Consider the following 16,296-nt stretch of genomic DNA (forward strand, 5'->3'; position numbering starts at 1 on the left):
CCAGAAGTGACGGTAGATAATAAATAATCACTATGATCAAGTTTTATCTTCGCCCTGATTCTCACCTTTAATTTAGATCTTTTAATTTGTCTCCGATCATTTCGCCTAACTGGAATCCTTTTGACTCATCAGGTATGTCATACGAGTGATTACGTCTGCTATCGCCCTTAGATTCTTCTAACTCTTTGATTGAAAGCGAAAGACGTTGATCGATAATATTTACATCTAATACTTTAACTTTGACATCTTGCCCCTCTTCTAGCACTTCATGAGGTGTTCCGATGTGCTGGTGTGAAATTTGAGAAATGTGCACAAGTCCTTCTACACCTGGGAACACTTCGACGAATGCACCATAGGATACAAGGCGTCGAACCTTCCCTTCTAATAGGTTACCTTTAGGAGCTTTCTCCTCAATATCAGTCCAAGGTCCAGGTAAAGTTTCTTTAATTGATAGCGAAATACGTTCATTATCACGATCGACAGAAAGTACCTTCACTTGTACTTTTTGACCTTCTTCAACTACATCGGATGGCTTTTCAACATGTTGATGAGAAAGTTGGGATATATGTACGAGCTCATCAACTCCACCAATATCAACAAATGCCCCGAAGTCAGTAATTCGTTGGACCGTTCCATCCAATACGTCATTTGGTTGGGTGCTTTCGAGCAAAGCTTTTTTCTTTTCAGCTTTCTCACCTTCCACAACCGCTCGGTGTGAAAGAATTAAACGGTTTTTTTCTTCATCTAATTCAACGATTCTGAAAGCTAAGCTTTTACCACGATAATCTTCAAAGTCTTCAACATAATAATCTTCAACAAGTGATGCAGGTACAAATCCTCGTACGCCAAGATCGACAACGAGACCACCTTTAACAACATCTTTGACTTCAGCGTCGAATACTTCTTGAGATTGGAAACGTCGTCTCATTTCATCCCATGCTTTTTCTGCTTCGACTTTACGTTTCGATAGGACGAGAAGTTCATCCTCAACCTTTGTGACAACAAGATCAAGCTCGTCTCCTTCTTTGACAACATCAGATGCTTGTTCTACATGGAGACTCGACAGCTCGCTAATTGGAATAATGCCATCCACTTTGCTGTCCTTGACATCAACAAGAACCTGCTTTTCTTCCACTTTCGTTACGGTACCGGTCACGCGGTCTCCCACCTCGAGAGAGTTTACTTCGATGTGATTCATGTCTTCTGTCATATGTACTCCTCCTTAATCCATGACTACTGAAATAATATTAAATGTGAATTTAATCACACTAATTATAAATTCAGAATATACTACTAACTTCTAATAAACTGAACAGTTTGTCAAGTGAGAACTTTTATCGATGATTGTCGATAAGCTGTTTAATATGGCACATGATTAATTCCGTTGCCTCTTCAGCTGATGCTTTTCTTTCTCTTAATTCATCCATTGGAATGGGTTTGCCGTACACTACTTTTAAACGTTTAAAAGGTTTGTATGGACCAATTATGGCACATGGAATGACATCAGCCTTTGAACGTAATGCAAAAAAACCTGCACCCGCTAAACCTTTTTTAATTTCACCATCTTCACTGCGTGTTCCCTCTGGAAACAAACCCATAACATTGCCTTCTTTAAGAATTCCGAGACCGCGTCTTAGTGCTTCGCGATCACTCATCCCACGCTTTACAGGGAATGCACGAATGTTTGGAAGCAATTGTTTTAAAATTGGTGCCTGGAACAGTTCATCTTTCGCCATAAACGAAACGGGTCTTGGCGCTGTTAAACCTACAACTGGAGGGTCTAAAAGAGCAATATGATTTGCACAAAGAAGGACGCCTCCTTCTTTAGGAAAATGTTCAAGTCCAATCGTTTGAAAGCGGTAGATGGGTGTTAATACCATTTTAACTAGTGACCTAGCAAATGTATATAAATTCATGATTTCCCTCCACGCTTTTCAACCAGCAGGATAATTTCATTAACAACACTTTGAATATTCATCAACGTCGTATCCATTTCGATCGCATCTTCCGCTTTTATCAGTGGAGATACAGCTCTTGTCGAATCAAGATGATCCCGCTCTTCAATTTCACGCTGAAGCTGTTGCAAATTTGATTCAATTCCTTGTTTTTTGTGTTCTTCATGGCGTCTTCTTGCACGTTCTTCAGCACTTGCAACCATAAAAACTTTCACTTCTGCGTCAGGTATTACATGCGTTCCAATATCACGACCATCCATTACAATACCGCCATTTTCAACGAGTTGCTGCTGACGTTTCACCATTTCTTTTCTTACACCAGCGTGCTTAGCAACTTTTGAAACCATATTGGTCACTTCAATGGACCGTATCTCTTGTGTAACTTCTTTTCCATCTAAAAAAACACGCTGTCCAAGATCCCCTGCTTCCAGCTCTATAATAGTATTCAATAACAAGCGTGTTAATTCCTGCTCGTTTTCCAAATTTACTCCTTTGTTTATCGCTTTGTATGTTAATGTGCGATACATTGCTCCTGTATCGATATAAACAAAACCTAACCGTTCGGCTAGTTGTTTTGCAACGGTACTTTTGCCAGCAGCTGCTGGTCCATCTAAAGCAATCCTCATTGTCATCCATTTTTCATCCACAGGTCATTCTCCTTCATCTTGCATTTTCAGTGTCATTATATCATAATTCGACGTTTTTTTCTTCTTTCAAGAGAGTCGAAATTTAGACGAACTGTCAAAGAGCACCTCCCGATAATGTCGAGAAATGCTCTAATTTGGTTTTTATTGAGTTGTAAGCCCTTTTTGTCTCAACTGAAGTTGACATTCAAATATAAAACGGATAAGAAGTTGACGTTCTAGACTTGTTAAATCTAAAAACTTTATCGTACCTATTTGAATATTATTGTGAGACTTTATACGGACAAAACGGCTTGTTGTTTTAATATATTGATTTTCACCCATTTTCATTGGCAAAACAAGAAAAATTTCAAGCTCTTCTTCTTTACGAAATTCAACACCCTTGTGCAAAATAAAGGCAAGACCTCCAGCACTTAGATCGTGTGTAACTGTATGATACCAACGGCCATCCCCCCTGATGGCAACGTCGATCGCCATATCAATCCTTACATACTGACGACGTTGTATACGGCGGAATTCCTCATCTCCTGGGTAATGAAGTGAAACCATTGGAATTTTCCCTTTCACACGGTCTTGCACCTCTGTTTCAAATACAAACGCTGCTCTTTCACTTTGGGTGAAACTTGCTTTTAATTGCATTCCTTCACGTAAAAATACGGTTTTATCTGTCGCAATGTTAATTGGATAATCAATATGGATTTTGGATCCATGAATTTCGACTACACGGCTACGGTATTTATCATCTGTATTTGTGTACATGGGTTCTAGAGTTAACTTCATTCCTACTTTGAGCATGGAAAAGCACTCCCTATCGTTATCTTTCAATTCTGACTCTATTATGTCATGAAAAGTAAGGGTTTCCAATAAGAACTGTTGCTAAGATAGGAATTATATCCGGGACTGAGCAAGCCCCTTCCACTTTACTTGCGATGTCTAGCTTCAGCATCCAGACACTCGGGTCATAAGGGAACCGACTGCGGTGGTAAGATTATGCCGATCGAGGCTGAACGCCTGCTTACGCTTTTTTCTTTATAATTTTTCAACTTTCTCTTCTTGCCCATTTTGACTGTTTATGAAGATTCTGAACGTATCTTCCCCAAGTGTTCCAATGAATTCGTGGCTGAGTACTTCGTCTCCCATTTCATTTCGGATTATGGCAAGTCTTGATTCGTGAACCTTAAAATTAGAATGGAGTTGCTCAAGCGCTTCAGATTCTGTGATCGCAGGTTCTTCTATTTGTCTTGCTTCACCGTTTTTCAAATAATCCATTCCCAGGAATCCAATCACTTCACCGTTATCTAGCGCTACTTTTAAATGAATCGAATCTGAATTAACATAGATATTTTGTGGTTCAATAAGTCGTATAAAGGTCAACACAGCAACCCCATCATCTTGTCGACTGTTTTCAAGAACTACGTCATCAAATCCCTGTTCTTTTAAAAAGGCAGCTCCCTTTTCGCCTGCTTCATAAAGACTTAATGTTTCTTTTTCTATTTCACGACTTAGAAGATAATAAAGAGGATACCCACCTTTTTTCGTTAAGTCCATTGTTGCATGATTACCTTTTTCAGTTTCCCAATAAACAGAATAGAAAGGATAATCTGCTCCATCTAAGCTTTCTGTTACTTCCATCTCAGTACCTTCTTTGGTTCCTGTAAAATCTTGTACTTTTGTCATTGCTTCTTTATCTGTTATTTCTTTACCTTCAATGTGTGATAGTTGTATTCTTCGTTGTTCAGCTGTTTCTTGCTCTGTCATAACAAAACTCTCGGCCGTATATCCTTCAACAGATTTATCTACCGCCTTAAAGCCATCAATCACTGAATTATCTTTAACTTCATCAGCTGTTGCAAGAAGTACTTCCAGGTCCGCCCACCGCAATTGCTCTGTTAAAACTTCATTTTGTATACTTCTTAGCTCGTATTGTATGTCAGCTGCTTGGGAATAGAGAGTTTCGAGTTTGGCGTATTCATCGTCTGATAATGGTGTTGATTCAAAATCTCTGACAGCTGCTTTATAGCTAAAATCACCGATTTTTGTTAGGAAGCCTTCCAGTTCATTAAAAGGCAATAATCCAAGTGGAAGTTGGCCAATCCCTGAATGGACTAACGAGGTCAATCGCCACACTTCTGTTAATGCAGGTGTTAAACTTTTTCCTGCATTCATCGCAAGTGTTGAACCTATTTCATCATGTAAAAGGTCCATTTGATAGTTAACCTCGTGAAATGCGCGTTGGTACTGATTTTCCATATGGACTCTGAGTGCGTCTTTTTGAGTCTTTTGATACATTCCCCATGAAACGGCTGCAAAAACTGCGATAAATAGCACAGATAGAATGAGGGTTTTCTTCATAATTAACATCCTTCCTTTAGAGACCGAATATATGTTGTCCAATTTTTTTGATTTGTGGTCTTCCCCATATCCAACCACTTGTTGCGGTATCAGGATTAAAGTAATAGAGTGCATTCTCTGAAGGATCCCAGCCGTTTATTGCATCCAGAACCGCACGCCTCGCTTGCTCATTTGGCTCCAACCAAATTTGCCCGTCAGCAACTGCTGTAAACGCCAACGGCTCAAAAATAACACCTGAAGCTGTGTTTGGAAATTGTTCAGCTTGAATGCGGTTTAATATAACCGCCGCAACAGCTACCTGACCAACATAAGGTTCTCCTCGTGCTTCACCATACACAGCGTTTGCCATTAGCTGAATATCATTATCAGAATAACCAGCTGGATACTTCGGTGCTTTGGTAGGTACTGCTTTTCCTTTTTCTACTTGTTGCTCTTTGGGAACCCCCCCGTAATGCGTAAACCGATTTCCCTGCTCGATATTTGACCTCACATAACTTTCATCATAGTCTGTTACATTTACAAGTTGGTCTCGCGTTGTTTGACCTGCAAATCCATCAATATCTAAGCCATAGTCTTGTTGAAAGTTTCTAAGCGCCCAATACGTTCCCCAGCCAAAGTCAGCATCAATTTGCCCTTCATAATAGCCAATATATTGAAGCCTTGATTGAAGTTCCATAACGTCATCACCAAAAGCTCCACGTTGAATCACTTGACCACTAAAGGCATGTGATTCATTCGTGTAAAAAAAACCTTGTACCATCACCAATGCCATAATAAATAATCCACATCGTTTCACTTTTTTGTACCTCCGTTCTATTAACTAATCATCCGAAGTTAGTATAAACGTCATTAGAATGGACTATACATACACACAAAAAAGCCAGCAATGCTTCTTAAAAGAAACGTTGCTAGCCTCCGATGTTAATTTTATTATGATGTAATTCCGTCAAACTGTGAGCTTTCTTGACTTTCCATAGTCCAAGCCACCATAAAAACAGCATAAATGGAATGATATAATATACCCAATGACGACTACTCATGAGAATAAAATCGTATAAACCGTGTAATCCTACCGGAATGAAAAGTGAAAGAACCAATAATCTTTTGCGTTTCGTTGATAGTGAGAATTTCGCTTTTCCCACATAAAAACCCATGATAACTCCAAACAGTGCATGGCTAGATACAGGTAACAACGCCCGACCAAACGCTGATTCTAATCCATTTACTGCCAGAAACAGCACATTCTCAAATGTCGCAAACCCTAAAGAGACAGCTGCACCGTATACAATGCCATCATACGGATCATCAAATTCAATAAGATGGAAAATAAAAAAGTATAGAATAAACCATTTAAAAAATTCTTCTAAAAGACCGAATGAAATCAACGAACGAAAGAATATTGTCGAAAAAATTTGTTCTGTTTCAAGTACATATTGAACAAACATAATTGGAAAGGTAATCGCTAATCCTAAAATAAATGCTCGAAGAACTGACCTTATAGGCTCAGTATCATACTGATCTCTCAAATAAAAATAACTAAGAAGAGCTAAGCCTGGGGCAATCGCAGCAGAGATGATCGCAAGCATAAAAGTGCCTCTTTTCAATCTGTTTTTCTCATCGTATCATGTATAGGGACGGTTTAACATAGAAAAACGTGCTATGGAGGGAATGAAATGTCAAAAAAACAAATATTATTAATTCATACAGGTGGAACCATCTCAATGGCAAAGGACAAGCAAAGTGGTGCTGTTTTACCTAGCCAACAAAACCCGATGGAAGAACAATCTACTCAAGTAGGTGATTACGCTGATTTGCTGATTGAAACACCTTTTACACTTCCTTCTCCACATATTACACCGGATCATATGCTGACAATTAAACGGTTAATTGAAAAATGTTATTTAGAATCTGGTATAGAGGGGGTTGTCATTACACACGGAACCGACACACTTGAAGAAACTGCTTATTTTCTTGACCTAACTGTTCGGTTATCTATCCCGATTGTACTGACAGGTGCCATGCGTTCATCAAACGAAATTGGTTCAGATGGATTATACAATTTAATTAGCTCAGTACGTGTTGCCTCATGCAACGAAGCATATGGAAAAGGTGTACTTGTCGTTTTAAATGATGAAATTCATACGGCTATAAACGTTACAAAAACACACGCAAGTAATGTATCCACTTTTCAAAGTCCTCAATATGGACCGATCGGCACTGTAACAAAGAGCGGGGTTATTTTTCATCACACACCAAAGCTAGATCGAAAATATACATTGACCGCAGCGAATAAAAAAGTGACGATTTTAAAATCGTATGCTGGGATGGATTCGCAGTTGTTTTCAAGTTTATATGAAATGGGTTTTAATGGAGTTGTTGTGGAAGCGCTAGGACAAGGTAATTTGCCACCCGGTGCTGTTGAAGGTATTCAGTTCCTCATTAATCACAACATCCCCGTAGTTCTCGTATCTAGATGCTTTAACGGCATTGCACAAGATGTCTACGGCTATGATGGCGGCGGACGTCATTTAAAAGAACTCGGTGTTATTTTTTCAAATGGACTGAACGGTCAAAAGGCAAGAATTAAATTGATGATTGTTTTAGCTCAATCGTCAGACCATACCTTCATTGCAGATATGTTTGAGTAACCTCAAAAGCCCTCACATTGATGTGAGGGCTTTTCAATAGATAATCACTCAGAAATAGAGCGATTATCTATCATTGACTGGGCAATTTGTTCACCATGAAAGCGACCATTTTCAATAAAGATTTCATTGGCATTGTTTCCGGCTGCAATGACACCTGCGATATAAATACCTTCTACGTTAGTCTCCATTGTTTCCGGGTTGTAAAGCGGTCGACCAGATTCCTCGTCAATCCTTACACCCATCTTTTTAAGAAATGGATGATCTGGATGGTAGCCAATCATGGCAAAAACAAAGTCATTTTTCAGGTCATGCTCCTGACCCTGATAGGAATAATAAATCTTATCTTCTTCTATTCTTGTCACTTCGGATTCAAACACAATATCTACAGTACCATTTTTTACGAGTGCTTCGAATTGGGGTAGAATCCACGGCTTAATGCTTTTAGAATACTCCGAACCACGATAAAAAACGGTTACTCTTGCACCTGCTTTTTGCAATTCTATCGCTGCGTCCACAGCTGAATTTTTCCCACCGATCACCGCAACATCTGTATCGAAATAAGGGTGCGCTTCTTTAAAATAATGCTGAACTTTCGAGCGTTTCTCACCAGGAACATTCAATGCATTTGGATGATCATAATAGCCAGTCGCGATGACGATTTGGTTGGCTGAATAAAGGCCTTTTGATGTCTGTACATGAAAAAGACCTGCCTGAGATCGCGAAATTTCATTTACTGTTTCAAAACGGTTAATTCGCAAACCCATTCTTTGCACTACTTCTCTATAATAGACGAGGGCTTGGTTCCTTTTCGGCTTATGTTGTTCGATAATAAATGGAACATCCCCGATCTCTAGCTTTTCACTCGATGAAAAAAATGTCTGGTGAGTAGGATAGTGATAGATGGCATTAACAATGTTCCCTTTTTCTATAATCAGTGGGTTAACGTTATGTTTTTTTAGCGCAATAGCTGTTGCTAGACCACACGGACCCCCACCTACAATGATAACTTTTTCATGCTCCATGACTCGTCACTCCCACTTTAAGAAAATCCTTTTATGAGGAAAGGAAAAATCCCCTACCTTATATAGGATAGGGGATTGGAAAAGTGTTTTCAATTATCAAGCCTTATGATTGTTGTAGCCTTTTGGTTAAATCCATCCTCTAAAGCGACTTGCTTCTGCCATTTTGCGTACACCAACCATATAAGCTGCTAGTCTCATATCCACTTTTCTTGATTGTGAAGCTTGGTATATGGCTTCAAATGAACGTACCATAACATGCTCAAGCTTTTCTTTAACTTCTTCTTCTGGCCAGTAATAACCCTGATTGTTTTGCACCCACTCGAAATAAGAAACCGTTACACCACCAGCTGAAGCGAGCACATCTGGCACGAGTAAAATTCCACGGTCAGTAAGAATTTTTGTTGCCTCAAGTGTTGTTGGACCGTTTGCCGCTTCAACAACGATACTTGCTTTGATTTTATGTGCATTGTCTTCCCGAATTTGGTTCTCAATTGCAGCTGGTACTAAAATATCACAATCCAGCTCAAGTAGTTCATCATTTGTAAGAGTAGAGTCAAATAATTTAGTTACGGTTCCAAAGCTATCTCTGCGATCAAGTAGATAATCGATGTCTAATCCTTCAGGATCATGAAGTGCACCATAAGCATCTGAGATTCCGATCACCTTAGCACCAGCATCATGCATAAATTTCGCTAAGAAACTCCCAGCATTTCCGAAACCTTGGACTACAACTCGAGCACCTTGGATCGATATACCTCGCTTTTTAGCTGCTTCACGAATACAAATCGTAACACCTTTTGCAGTAGCAGTTTCGCGTCCATGAGATCCACCTAGTACAAACGGTTTACCCGTAATAAAGCCCGGTGAATTAAATTCATCAATTCGACTGTACTCGTCCATCATCCATGCCATAATTTGGGAGTTCGTAAACACGTCTGGAGCGGGTATATCTTTGTTTGGTCCTACGATTTGACTGATTGCTCGAACATAGCCTCGACTAAGTGTTTCAAGTTCTCTAAAAGACATTTCGCGTGGATCACAAATGATACCACCTTTTCCTCCACCATAAGGCAGATCAACAATGCCACATTTTAAACTCATCCAAATTGATAAAGCTTTTACTTCTTTCTCGGAGACATTCGGATGGAAACGTATACCACCTTTAGTTGGTCCAACAGCATCATTATGTTGCGCACGATAGCCAGTAAAAACTTTGACTTTTCCATCATCCATTCGAACTGGTATTTTCACTGTCATCATTCGAATTGGTTCTTTTAACAATTCATATACTTCTTCAGAGTATCCTAATTTATTTAACGCATTATGAATCACCGTTTGCGTTGATTTTAATACATCATAAGTAGCGCTTTCAGAAGAATGATCTGACCCTTTCTCGGTTACCATTTGTAAACCTCCCAGTTTCTGTAGAACTTTGACGGAACCATCCATCTTTCATGACATAGTATACACGGTTTACCTACTATATGAAAGATGAAATTCTAGTTTTTTTAAAGCGCTCTCATTTATAAAAAAAACAAAAATACCTTTCAAACAAACCAATCGAGAAGGTATTTCCCGTTAAAGTTGTTCCCTAACTAATTTTCCATTTAATGTAATGTCGATTCATCACTCTTTTTATTTTGCAAGATAATATGATGCGTTTCAGATTTGGCTCCTAATCTAAACGGTACAAGTGTTGTACCAAATCCATTACTAATAAGGTGGATGCTGTTACTATTGACAGTAGTCATGCCTCCTTTATCATAGGGACTATAATCAAATAAACGTATTTGGCCTCCATGTGTATGACCACTTACAATAAAGTCAATTGTCTTCTGTTGATCGTCTAATTTATGGATGACTCTTGGGTCATGGCTCATTAATACGATAAGATCCTCATTATCTATTTCACTTATTGCTCTTTTTAAATCATCCTTTTGATAATTAATATCTCCAATCCCTGCAAGCCAAATTGATTGTCCATCCTCTAAGTGCCACTTCACTGCTTTATTTTCAAGAATTGTTACCTCATATTTCAGCAATAATGATTCTAATCGATCTTTTTCCACTTCTTCGTCATTATTTCCAAACACAAAGAACACTGGCGCTACTTCTTTCAGGAGTCGAATATTATGTTCGACTCTTGAAAACGGAACACCCTTTTCCATAATATCGCCACCAATCATGACAATATCCGTTGGTGGAACCTTTTTAATCCATTTTTCAGAAATAGATCTTCTATGTATATCTGAAATAAAAAAGATCGATAATTCACTTGATGATGTATATCGATTTAACCGGATTGAGGTTGAGACAACATTTTTTTCAAATGCCCGTTTCAACATAAACAAACCAAAAGACAAACCTGATAAAAGTACAAAAAACCAAGATTTCATAATAACCTCCTATCTTAAAAGCGCAAGCAGGCGATCAGCGTATGGGTAGCCGGCGAGTAGGGCGTTCTTTACCACCGCAGTCGGATCACTTACAAGACTGCCTGCTTGCGCTGGATGAAGTGAAATCTGCTTTGTTCAGACCCAAAACATATAAAAGCGTTTATGCACGGAACTAGATTCTGTCATAAGAAATTACTTAACTTTCCTAAACAAATAAAAACATTTCCTTTGCTACACATGTAGCAAAGGAAATGTAGTTAATTCAATCGTCTTCTTTAATATCTAAAATACGAAATCCTGATTTCTCAAGTTTTTTGAGGAAGCGATTAACATTATCACGTTTTTCAATTTTTAACACGATCCGGCGAACTAATTTGTCTGTTTCATCGAACGTTACAAGTGAAATAACTGACTCGTGGAACTGTTGAATAATGTCTGCTAATCGAGAAATTCTTCCTTCTGTTTCCACTGACGTAAAAGCGATTCGAACACCTTTTTTATGCATCCCAAATGCGCTTTGAAATTGATCAAATACATCATAGCGTGTAACAATTCCTTTAAATTCCTGATCGCTATCGACGACTGATAATAATGGGAAATCGTTTAGCTCATATAATGTCCTTTCAAAAATTTCGTCTCCTTTTAAATATGTTTCTTCATGTGACAATATGTCTTGTGCAGTAGTGGATGAGTAATAATCTTCCCTAGATTTATTTGATTCAAAAAATGACTTATACACATCATAACGTGTTACTACTCCAACATACTTTTTCCCATTTAAAATAGGTAATCCGTCAATCCCATGCTCTTCTAACATGGTAATAACATTTTTCACTGGTTCACTTTCTTGAACCGTGTAACACTTTGCTTGGGGAATCATTGCACTTTTAACAAACATTTAGTTCACCTCATTATCTCGTAATATTACTTAATACTACAAAAAACCAAAGATTCCTTCTTTGTTTTGTACAACATTGACTATTTTATTAGGGTACGGGAATTTCTAGAACTTGTCCTTCATAAATCTCGTCGTCAGACAATCCGTTAAGTTGTTTGATTTGTTCCATGCCATCAGCACTTCCTACCTGGTTAATAGCTATTCTATAAAGGTTTTCTCCGGCTTGGACAGTGTGTTTCCTTATACTATCTTGTGGTTCTTCCACAGCAGTTGTCTCTTCTGCTGGCGGTGTCTCCTCAACTGGTGCTGGTGCTTCTGGTTCTGGTTCTGGTTCCTCCACTGGTGCATCTTCTATCGGTTCCTCTACGGCTTCTTCCTCAGATTCCTCATTTGTAACTGGTTGTTCTTTTTCAGGAGAATCATCGTTTTCTATCTGATCGTCGCTTGCACCCGCACCTCCAGAACGATCATTTTGTTCAACTCCAACAGACTGCCCTCGGTCAAAGTCCTTTTCATCATCATTTAAAAAAAAGAATGATAAAGCAACTACTGTCAATGGCAATAAAATAAAGACTGCCAATAAAACTTTTCTCAATGGGAACTGTTTTTTCTGAGCTGCTTTTACATTTCTCTTTTTCTCATGAAGCACACTCCTGGAAAGTTCACCACTTTTTAGTTCAGGTGTGTCCTCGACTTCTTTTTTTGCGTTTATTTCTTGGCGAGATTTATTCGCTTGGTCTCTATATGGATCTCGTTTCATGCGATTCCCCTTCTTCTCGTTTGTTATGTCTTGATAGCTTGAGCAGATAAAGTCCTAATATACAATCTACAATGAAATGAAGAATGATTGTCGCCCATAGACTTTCAGTCCATTCATATATTCCACCGATGAAAAAACTAAGAATAAGTATATTTAATGCTAAAAACCAATGGGCAAAATAACGAAAATGCACAAAAGCAAATACAAAACTCGCAACAACAATTCCACTGTTCGTATGAATAACGCCTCTAAATAGAACCTCTTCAGAAATTGCTATGCATAAAGTCAAAAAGGCTATTTTAGCTGGAGATAGTGAAGAAAATAACTTCTTGTTCACTCCGCCGTCATCATAGTAATGCTTGGGCAATGCTTTCATTAACCAAATATCTATGGTAACAACTAATAGTCCAGCGACCACACCAATCAATACAACAAAAAAATCGAGTTTTAAAACAGTTAAAAATGATTGGAAATCTTGAAATAAAAATATCCCAAGCACAACAGCGATTACAATAAGAATAAGCTGCGTTAACAGAACATGGTGATAAATTTGTTTATCAGAAAGTTGTTGAATGACCTTTTGCTGTTTGTTCATTGCATTCCACCTAAAATAATTGACTTAATCGTTCCTGCCAGCTTACAAAGTTTGAGTTGTCATTATTAGTAGTTAACAGTTGCTCTCCATATGGTTTCTTTAACCCACAAACATCACAGCAGTCATCCTGTTCGTTAAGACCTTCAGAAAAAGTTTCAACTAGAACTTTTCTTCTACAATTATCTGTTTCAACAAATCGTACAACATCCATAATCTTTCGCTGTTTTTCTACAAGTCTTCTCGCTAATTGAGAATCTACTTCAGACACCCATTGATTATTTTTTTCTATGTGTTTTTCAAAATGCTGTAGTATGCGTGTTTGAATTTCAGTTAATCCAATGCTTTCGGAAACGGTCACTAGATCTTGATTTGACTCACGCCTGCGATAATATTCACGAACCTGGAGTGAACTTGGTCGTTCAAGGTCCAATAAATTTGTCGGTATTTGTTCGTCTCCAATTAAGTATAACAGAATTGATAAACTTTTTTGACCATCACGCCCCGCACGTCCAATTTCCTGTACGAACGATTCCATGCTAGATGGCATGTGAAAGTGAATAATCGTGCGTATATTTTCTTTGTTGATCCCCATGCCGAAAGCGCTTGTCGCGAAAACCCAATCCAATTGATCATTTAAAAATTGCTGCTGAATTAGTATGCGCTGTTCTTGATCAAGTCCTGCATGATAGCTTGCAATTCGCCTTGAAGTCGTTGAATGGAACTCATAAGCTAATTCATCTGCTAATTGTTTGCTTGAAAAATATACGATTCCTGGAGCAGAAAAAGATGTAATACATTTTTCTAGCAACTTCACTTTTTGTGAAAAAGACTTCGACTTTTCCACTGACAAAGAAATGTTTGACCGGTTAACAGAATAAATCCATTCAACAGGTCTAATCATATTTAATGACTGCTTTATATCTTGTCTTATTTTTTCGGTTGCAGTTGCGGTTAACGCAAGAGTAGGAGGATTCCCGAGTTGTTCTTTTACTTTCCCTAACAGTAAATAGTCAGGTCTAAAATCAGGACCCCATTGTGAAATACAATGCGCTTCATCTACTACAAATAAACGAATGGAACACATTGATAGAGCTCTCTTAACATTGTCCAGTGTTAGCATTTCTGGTGAAACAAAAATAAATCGGTAGCGATGCAATTGGTTGATTGCTTTTAAGCGTTCTTTATAAGGTAAGAAAGAATTAAGTGCAACAACCCTTTTTTCTCCTCTTACCATAAGTTGTTCAACTTGATCTTGCATGAGAGATAGTAATGGAGAAACAATTAAAACAGGACCATTAAGTACATAAGATGGCATTTGATAACATAATGATTTACCCTTCCCTGTCGGTAGCATCGCAAGTGTATCGCAACCAGCAACGACGCTCTCAATCACTTCCTTTTGACCTTCTCTAAACGATCGGTAGCCAAATTTTTCGAAGAGTAGTTTTTCCATTTCTCATCCTCCCTTCCCCGTTTGACAAGTACGAGCCGAATTTGAAAATAACTTGCAGCAGGAATTTCTTCCTTAAACTCACGTAGCCGACGATGATTGATTTTTTTTGCCGTTAACCATACATCATCTTGAAGATCCTTTGGAACAAACTCAATGATGTCAAAAGTCGGGATCATCAGTGCTAGTTCAATAATATGATCTTCAATTGTACTTTCTTTTAAATTCCTAACAGTTGCAATATCGGTTAATGAAAGACCCTTTTCAATATAAGAAAATGTTTTTTTAGTTGAAGAGGTTAATCTGATTGATTGATTCATTAAGTCTTGTAGTAATCCAAATAGTAATGGATAGAGTAAAGGTTGATTTTGTATTTTTATCATACAATAGTGAAGGCTATGTAAAAATCGGTAGTGAACTTCAACTTGTTCAATTTGGAAATGTTGAGAAATTTGATCAATGGTCAATCCAATTAATTGATATCCTGAAAGTCGATTAATAATAAACTCAGGATGGTCTGGAAAATCCTCTCTTTGACACAGGGTAATAAGTTCTTGATGGAACTCTGCTATCTTTTTATTCCGTTTTTCTCCCCATTTCACAAAAGTTTCCCTAACCCATCGCTGAATATCTGGGTCTCGTTGCACAGGATAAAAACTTTTTTCCTTATGACGTATATTTGACGCAGATTGCACGAGAAGATTTAAGCGTTTCCAAAAAACCATCGCGCGGTCATGATAGATCCAGCCATTTAGATAAGAAGGAAATGGATGATCCTGAAAATAATTTACCAAACGACTATTTCCTTTTTTTGTAATAGAAAAACGTTGATCTTGTAATTCTTGAACAAACTTTTCTTCAATCAAAAATTCGCATCTTTCATCGAAATAAGCTCTAGATAATTTGGGTAACGTTTGAAATAAATTTGACACACCATAAAGATGGGCATCTTGAATCGTTTGAGAGGTTTTTTTGCCTGTTAGTAAGTGGTAAATTGCGGAGCGACTTCGATCTCCATTGAATGTGCGAAAACAAGTTAATAAGATTGCATCTAAATATGTCATGGATGAACCCCTTTAGTTGGTTAATCGATTCTTTATTTTACCATAAATTTGTCGATTGATGACAGTATTCTTTTTATTCTTCAGGGAAATTTAAATGAAAATTCATAACTTCACACCTATAATTCAATCCTTTCTATTGAAAAAGTTATCATTGATGTTTAAAATGGTAAGTGATACTTTTTACTTTATTTTCGAAAGTTTTTTTGATTAGGAGGGAATTCAATTGGCAAAATACACAATTGTTGACAAAGATACATGTATCGCTTGTGGAGCATGCGGGGCAGCCGCTCCAGATATTTACGATTACGATGATGAAGGCATTGCATTTGTTATATTAGATGACAATGAAGGAACTGTGGAAGTACCTGACGTTCTTTTTGATGATATGCTTGACGCCTTTGAAGGGTGTCCAACCGATTCAATTAAAGTTGCTGACGAACCATTTAATGGTGATGCACTTAAGTTTGAATAGGTTATAAAAAAGCTGCGAAAACGAAAATTCGTTTTTGCAG

17 protein-coding genes are annotated in these 16,296 nt (G+C 37.9%); 2 read left to right on the forward strand and 15 right to left on the reverse strand.

Annotation, left to right across the window (positions count from 1 at the left end):
* Positions 1 to 67: 67 nt before the first annotated feature.
* From rpsA to prsW, 7 genes are all read right to left on the reverse strand, one after another.
* Positions 68 to 1,210: a 30S ribosomal protein S1 gene (gene rpsA / locus AB1471_RS00245; protein WP_367777510.1), complete on the reverse strand. Its 1,143-nt coding sequence runs from the start codon at positions 1,208 to 1,210 to the stop codon at positions 68 to 70.
* A gap of 124 nt (positions 1,211 to 1,334) precedes the next feature.
* The gene (locus AB1471_RS00250; protein ID WP_367777511.1) at positions 1,335 to 1,916 is read right to left on the reverse strand and encodes a lysophospholipid acyltransferase family protein; all 582 of its coding nucleotides are present in this window, start codon (positions 1,914 to 1,916) and stop codon (positions 1,335 to 1,337) included.
* Positions 1,913 to 2,587, reverse strand: a complete 675-nt coding sequence (gene cmk / locus AB1471_RS00255) for a (d)CMP kinase (protein ID WP_437342317.1) — start codon at positions 2,585 to 2,587, stop codon at positions 1,913 to 1,915. Before cmk ends, AB1471_RS00250 begins: the two co-directional genes overlap by 4 nt.
* Before the next feature lie 156 nt (positions 2,588 to 2,743).
* Positions 2,744 to 3,394 (reverse strand): flagellar brake protein, encoded by a 651-nt coding sequence (locus AB1471_RS00260; protein ID WP_367777512.1) that lies wholly within the window; start codon positions 3,392 to 3,394, stop codon positions 2,744 to 2,746.
* Positions 3,395 to 3,628: 234 nt separating this feature from the next.
* Entirely contained in the window at positions 3,629 to 4,951 is a 1,323-nt protein-coding gene (gene ypeB / locus AB1471_RS00265; protein ID WP_367777513.1) for a germination protein YpeB, read from the reverse strand.
* A 16-nt stretch (positions 4,952 to 4,967) separates the two neighbouring features.
* Complete coding sequence (sleB, locus tag AB1471_RS00270; RefSeq protein ID WP_367778097.1) at positions 4,968 to 5,723, reverse strand: spore cortex-lytic enzyme; 756 nt, start codon at positions 5,721 to 5,723, stop codon at positions 4,968 to 4,970.
* Positions 5,724 to 5,859: 136 nt separating this feature from the next.
* A complete protein-coding gene (prsW, locus tag AB1471_RS00275) occupies positions 5,860 to 6,537 on the reverse strand; it encodes a glutamic-type intramembrane protease PrsW (protein ID WP_367777514.1) in 678 nt (225 codons plus the stop codon).
* A gap of 87 nt (positions 6,538 to 6,624) precedes the next feature.
* Here prsW and AB1471_RS00280 point away from each other — a divergent pair, with 87 nt between their 5' ends.
* Complete coding sequence (locus AB1471_RS00280) at positions 6,625 to 7,599, forward strand: asparaginase (protein ID WP_367777515.1); 975 nt, start codon at positions 6,625 to 6,627, stop codon at positions 7,597 to 7,599.
* Between the two features lie 44 nt (positions 7,600 to 7,643).
* Here the strand turns inward: AB1471_RS00280 and AB1471_RS00285 are convergent, their stop codons facing one another.
* The 8 genes from AB1471_RS00285 to AB1471_RS00320 all read right to left on the reverse strand — a co-directional run bounded on the left by AB1471_RS00285 (position 7,644) and on the right by AB1471_RS00320 (position 15,784).
* Positions 7,644 to 8,621 (reverse strand): YpdA family putative bacillithiol disulfide reductase, encoded by a 978-nt coding sequence (locus tag AB1471_RS00285; RefSeq protein ID WP_367777516.1) that lies wholly within the window; start codon positions 8,619 to 8,621, stop codon positions 7,644 to 7,646.
* A 126-nt stretch (positions 8,622 to 8,747) separates the two neighbouring features.
* Positions 8,748 to 10,025 carry a Glu/Leu/Phe/Val family dehydrogenase gene (locus tag AB1471_RS00290; RefSeq protein WP_367777517.1) on the reverse strand — a complete coding sequence of 426 codons (1,278 nt, stop codon included), beginning with the start codon at positions 10,023 to 10,025 and terminating at the stop codon, positions 8,748 to 8,750.
* Between the two features lie 203 nt (positions 10,026 to 10,228).
* Positions 10,229 to 11,017, reverse strand: coding sequence for a metallophosphoesterase (locus tag AB1471_RS00295; RefSeq protein WP_367777518.1), 789 nt, complete (start codon positions 11,015 to 11,017; stop codon positions 10,229 to 10,231).
* Between the two features lie 262 nt (positions 11,018 to 11,279).
* On the reverse strand, positions 11,280 to 11,915 hold the full coding sequence (locus AB1471_RS00300) for a CBS domain-containing protein (RefSeq protein ID WP_367777519.1): 636 nt from the start codon (positions 11,913 to 11,915) through the stop codon (positions 11,280 to 11,282).
* A gap of 88 nt (positions 11,916 to 12,003) precedes the next feature.
* Complete coding sequence (locus tag AB1471_RS00305) at positions 12,004 to 12,675, reverse strand: LysM peptidoglycan-binding domain-containing protein (protein ID WP_367777520.1); 672 nt, start codon at positions 12,673 to 12,675, stop codon at positions 12,004 to 12,006.
* Complete coding sequence (locus AB1471_RS00310; protein WP_367777521.1) at positions 12,656 to 13,270, reverse strand: CPBP family intramembrane glutamic endopeptidase; 615 nt, start codon at positions 13,268 to 13,270, stop codon at positions 12,656 to 12,658. The genes AB1471_RS00305 and AB1471_RS00310 overlap by 20 nt, the downstream gene beginning before the upstream one ends.
* Positions 13,271 to 13,280: 10 nt before the next feature.
* Entirely contained in the window at positions 13,281 to 14,723 is a 1,443-nt protein-coding gene (locus tag AB1471_RS00315; protein ID WP_367777522.1) for a RecQ family ATP-dependent DNA helicase, read from the reverse strand.
* Positions 14,660 to 15,784 carry a YpbB family protein gene (locus tag AB1471_RS00320; RefSeq protein ID WP_367777523.1) on the reverse strand — a complete coding sequence of 375 codons (1,125 nt, stop codon included), beginning with the start codon at positions 15,782 to 15,784 and terminating at the stop codon, positions 14,660 to 14,662. Before AB1471_RS00320 ends, AB1471_RS00315 begins: the two co-directional genes overlap by 64 nt.
* Before the next feature lie 223 nt (positions 15,785 to 16,007).
* Here AB1471_RS00320 and AB1471_RS00325 point away from each other — a divergent pair, with 223 nt between their 5' ends.
* Positions 16,008 to 16,256, forward strand: a complete 249-nt coding sequence (locus tag AB1471_RS00325) for a ferredoxin (RefSeq protein WP_367777524.1) — start codon at positions 16,008 to 16,010, stop codon at positions 16,254 to 16,256.
* Positions 16,257 to 16,296 lie beyond the last annotated feature (40 nt).

Source organism: Jeotgalibacillus marinus, assembly GCF_040801915.1.
Taxonomy (GTDB): Bacteria; Bacillota; Bacilli; order Bacillales; family Jeotgalibacillaceae; genus Jeotgalibacillus; species Jeotgalibacillus marinus.